Here is a 5,149-nt window from a genome sequence, read left to right as displayed (position 1 = left end):
AACACAGTGGACGCGAGCAACTGAGGACAAGCCCTCGGCCTATTAGTACCGGTCACCTCCACCAGTTACCTGGCTTCCAGATCCGGCCTATCAACCCAGTCGTCTACTGGGAGCCTTACCCCATCAAGTGGGTGGGAGTCCTCATCTCGAAGCAGGCTTCCCGCTTAGATGCTTTCAGCGGTTATCCCTCCCGAACGTAGCCAACCAGCCATGCCCTTGGCAGAACAACTGGCACACCAGAGGTTCGTCCGTCCCGGTCCTCTCGTACTAGGGACAGCCCTTCTCAAGACTCCTACGCGCACAGCGGATAGGGACCGAACTGTCTCACGACGTTCTAAACCCAGCTCGCGTACCGCTTTAATGGGCGAACAGCCCAACCCTTGGGACCGACTCCAGCCCCAGGATGCGACGAGCCGACATCGAGGTGCCAAACCATCCCGTCGATATGGACTCTTGGGGAAGATCAGCCTGTTATCCCCGGGGTACCTTTTATCCGTTGAGCGACGGCGCTTCCACAAGCCACCGCCGGATCACTAGTCCCGACTTTCGTCCCTGCTCGACCCGTCGGTCTCACAGTCAAGCTCCCTTGTGCACTTACACTCAACACCTGATTGCCAACCAGGCTGAGGGAACCTTTGGGCGCCTCCGTTACCCTTTAGGAGGCAACCGCCCCAGTTAAACTACCCATCAGACACTGTCCCTGATCCGGATCACGGACCCAGGTTAGACATCCAGCACGACCAGACTGGTATTTCAACGACGACTCCACACACACTGGCGTGCATGCTTCACAGTCTCCCAGCTATCCTACACAAGCCGAACCGAACACCAATATCAAACTGTAGTAAAGGTCCCGGGGTCTTTCCGTCCTGCTGCGCGAAACGAGCATCTTTACTCGTAGTGCAATTTCACCGGGCCTATGGTTGAGACAGTCGAGAAGTCGTTACGCCATTCGTGCAGGTCGGAACTTACCCGACAAGGAATTTCGCTACCTTAGGATGGTTATAGTTACCACCGCCGTTTACTGGCGCTTAAGTTCTCAGCTTCGCCCACCCGAAGGTGAGCTAACCGGTCCCCTTAACGTTCCAGCACCGGGCAGGCGTCAGTCCGTATACATCGCCTTACGGCTTCGCACGGACCTGTGTTTTTAGTAAACAGTCGCTTCTCGCTGGTCTCTGCGGCCACCCCCAGCTCGAGGAGCAAGTCCTCTCACCAGAGCTGGCCCCCCTTCTCCCGAAGTTACGGGGGCATTTTGCCGAGTTCCTTAACCATAGTTCACCCGAACGCCTCGGTATTCTCTACCTGACCACCTGAGTCGGTTTAGGGTACGGGCCGCCATGAAACTCGCTAGAGGCTTTTCTCGACAGCATAGGATCATCCACTTCACCACAATCGGCTCGGCATCAGGTCTCAGACACGTGCAGGGCGGATTTGCCTACCCTGCGTCCTACACCCTTACCCCGGGACAACCACCGCCCGGGATGGACTACCTTCCTGCGTCACCCCATCACTCACCTACTACCAACTTGGTCCGGCGGCTCCACCACTCCCCTTTGCCCGAAGGCTCCGGGGCGGCTTCACGGCCTTAGCATCACTGGATTCGATGTTTGACGCTTCACAGCGGGTACCGGAATATCAACCGGTTATCCATCGACTACGCCTGTCGGCCTCGCCTTAGGTCCCGACTTACCCTGGGCAGATCAGCTTGACCCAGGAACCCTTAGTCAATCGGCGCACACGTTTCTCACGTGTGAATCGCTACTCATGCCTGCATTCTCACTCGTCAACCGTCCACGACTACCTTCCAGTGCCGCTTCACCCGGCAGACGACGCTCCCCTACCCATCACAGCACCCGTTGGGGCTCATGCTGCAATGACACGACTTCGGCGGTACGCTTGAGCCCCGCTACATTGTCGGCGCGGAATCACTAGACCAGTGAGCTATTACGCACTCTTTCAAGGGTGGCTGCTTCTAAGCCAACCTCCTGGTTGTCTGTGCGACTCCACATCCTTTCCCACTTAGCGTACGCTTAGGGGCCTTAGTCGATGCTCTGGGCTGTTTCCCTCTCGACCATGGAGCTTATCCCCCACAGTCTCACTGCCGCGCTCTCACTTACCGGCATTCGGAGTTTGGCTAAGGTCAGTAACCCGGTAGGGCCCATCGCCTATCCAGTGCTCTACCTCCGGCAAGAAACACACGACGCTGCACCTAAATGCATTTCGGGGAGAACCAGCTATCACGGAGTTTGATTGGCCTTTCACCCCTAACCACAGGTCATCCCCCAGGTTTTCAACCCTGGTGGGTTCGGTCCTCCACGAAGTCTTACCTCCGCTTCAACCTGCCCATGGCTAGATCACTCCGCTTCGGGTCTTGAGCGTGCTACTGAGTCGCCCTATTCGGACTCGCTTTCGCTACGGCTTCCCCACCCGGGTTAACCTCGCAACACACCGCAAACTCGCAGGCTCATTCTTCAAAAGGCACGCAGTCACGAGAACGTGCAAGCACGTTCCGACGCTCCCACGGCTTGTAGGCACACGGTTTCAGGTACTATTTCACTCCCCTCCCGGGGTACTTTTCACCATTCCCTCACGGTACTATCCGCTATCGGTCACCAGGGAATATTTAGGCTTAGCGGGTGGTCCCGCCAGATTCACACGGGATTTCTCGGGCCCCGTGCTACTTGGGTGTCTCTCCAACGAGCCGCTGACGTTTCGACTACGGGGGTCTTACCCTCTACGCCGGACCTTTCGCATGTCCTTCGCCTACATCAACGGTTTCTGACTCGTCCTGTCGCCGGCAGACGACAGAAGAGAGATCCCACAACCCCCACGACGCAACCCCTGCCGGGTCTCACACGTCGTAGGTTTGGCCTCATCCGGTTTCGCTCGCCACTACTCCCGGAATCACGGTTGTTTTCTCTTCCTGCGGGTACTGAGATGTTTCACTTCCCCGCGTTCCCTCCACACTGCCTATGTGTTCAGCAGCGGGTGACAGCCCATGACGACTGCCGGGTTTCCCCATTCGGAAACCCCCGGATCAAAGCCTGGTTGACGACTCCCCGGGGACTATCGTGGCCTCCCACGTCCTTCATCGGTTCCTGGTGCCAAGGCATCCACCGTGCGCCCTTAAAAACTTGGCCACAGATGCTCGCGTCCACTGTGCAGTTCTCAAACAACGACCAGCCACCCGTCACCCCGAACCAACAGGCTCGAGTACACCGGGGCCGGCGACCGAGGAAAGTTCATTCCCTCAGACACCCAACAGCGTGCCCAGCCGGATCCCGTCCGGAGATCATGCGTTCCACGCTCCTGCGAGCAGTACTAGCAGCCTCCGACCCGTGTTCCGGCCGAATAATCAACGTTCCACCCATGAGCTGACCACCGTCGATCGTTCGCCGACGTAGTGGCTCTGGCTGCCTTGCGGCAGCTAGATGCTCCTTAGAAAGGAGGTGATCCAGCCGCACCTTCCGGTACGGCTACCTTGTTACGACTTCGTCCCAATCGCTAGTCCCACCTTCGACAGCTCCCTCCCACAAGGGGTTGGGCCACCGGCTTCGGGTGTTACCAACTTTCGTGACGTGACGGGCGGTGTGTACAAGGCCCGGGAACGTATTCACCGCAGCAATGCTGATCTGCGATTACTAGCGACTCCGACTTCATGGGGTCGAGTTGCAGACCCCAATCCGAACTGAGACCGGCTTTTTGAGATTCGCTCCACCTCACGGTATCGCAGCTCTTTGTACCGGCCATTGTAGCACGTGTGCAGCCCAAGACATAAGGGGCATGATGACTTGACGTCGTCCCCACCTTCCTCCGAGTTGACCCCGGCGGTCTCCTGTGAGTCCCCATCACCCCGAAGGGCATGCTGGCAACACAGAACAAGGGTTGCGCTCGTTGCGGGACTTAACCCAACATCTCACGACACGAGCTGACGACAGCCATGCACCACCTGTACACCGACCACAAGGGGGCGCCTGTCTCCAGACGTTTCCGGTGTATGTCAAGCCTTGGTAAGGTTCTTCGCGTTGCGTCGAATTAAGCCACATGCTCCGCCGCTTGTGCGGGCCCCCGTCAATTCCTTTGAGTTTTAGCCTTGCGGCCGTACTCCCCAGGCGGGGAACTTAATGCGTTAGCTGCGGCACCGACGACGTGGAATGTCGCCAACACCTAGTTCCCACCGTTTACGGCGTGGACTACCAGGGTATCTAATCCTGTTCGCTCCCCACGCTTTCGCTCCTCAGCGTCAGTAATGGCCCAGAGATCCGCCTTCGCCACCGGTGTTCCTCCTGATATCTGCGCATTTCACCGCTACACCAGGAATTCCGATCTCCCCTACCACACTCTAGCTAGCCCGTATCGACTGCAGACCCGAGGTTAAGCCTCGGGCTTTCACAATCGACGTGACAAGCCGCCTACGAGCTCTTTACGCCCAATAATTCCGGACAACGCTTGCGCCCTACGTATTACCGCGGCTGCTGGCACGTAGTTAGCCGGCGCTTCTTCTGCAGGTACCGTCACTTGCGCTTCTTCCCTGCTGAAAGAGGTTTACAACCCGAAGGCCGTCATCCCTCACGCGGCGTCGCTGCATCAGGCTTTCGCCCATTGTGCAATATTCCCCACTGCTGCCTCCCGTAGGAGTCTGGGCCGTGTCTCAGTCCCAGTGTGGCCGGTCGCCCTCTCAGGCCGGCTACCCGTCGTCGCCTTGGTGAGCCGTTACCTCACCAACAAGCTGATAGGCCGCGGGCTCATCCTGCACCGCCGGAGCTTTCCAGAATCACCGATGCCGGTGAAACTCGTATCCGGTATTAGACCCCGTTTCCAGGGCTTGTCCCAGAGTGCAGGGCAGATTGCCCACGTGTTACTCACCCGTTCGCCACTAATCCACCCCGAAGGGCTTCATCGTTCGACTTGCATGTGTTAAGCACGCCGCCAGCGTTCGTCCTGAGCCAGGATCAAACTCTCCGTGAATGTTTACCGGTAATCCGGTTGAACACCACGAGAGCGGAACCACCGGAGGAATAGTCCGGCGGTTCACAGCGTCCTCGCTGTGTTTTTCAAAGGAACCTCGACCATCGGAATGTTCCGACGGACGGGGTATCAACATATCTGGCGTTGATTTTTGGCACGCTGTTGAGTTCTCAAGGAACGG

Annotated in this window: 2 rRNA genes; both read right to left on the bottom strand. The window is 57.9% G+C overall.

Annotated features, from left to right (window positions below):
- Positions 1-22: 22 nt before the first annotated feature.
- A 23S ribosomal RNA gene (locus tag ACZ418_RS42795) occupies positions 23-3,140 on the bottom strand.
- A gap of 302 nt (positions 3,141-3,442) precedes the next feature.
- A 16S ribosomal RNA gene (locus ACZ418_RS42790) occupies positions 3,443-4,968 on the bottom strand.
- The 16S and 23S rRNA genes sit together here, the layout of an rRNA operon.
- Positions 4,969-5,149 lie beyond the last annotated feature (181 nt).

It is taken from the genome of Streptomyces sp. NPDC030820, assembly GCF_055572075.1.
Note: the sequence above shows the minus strand (reverse complement) of the source record. Positions and strands in the feature narration are given on the sequence as shown.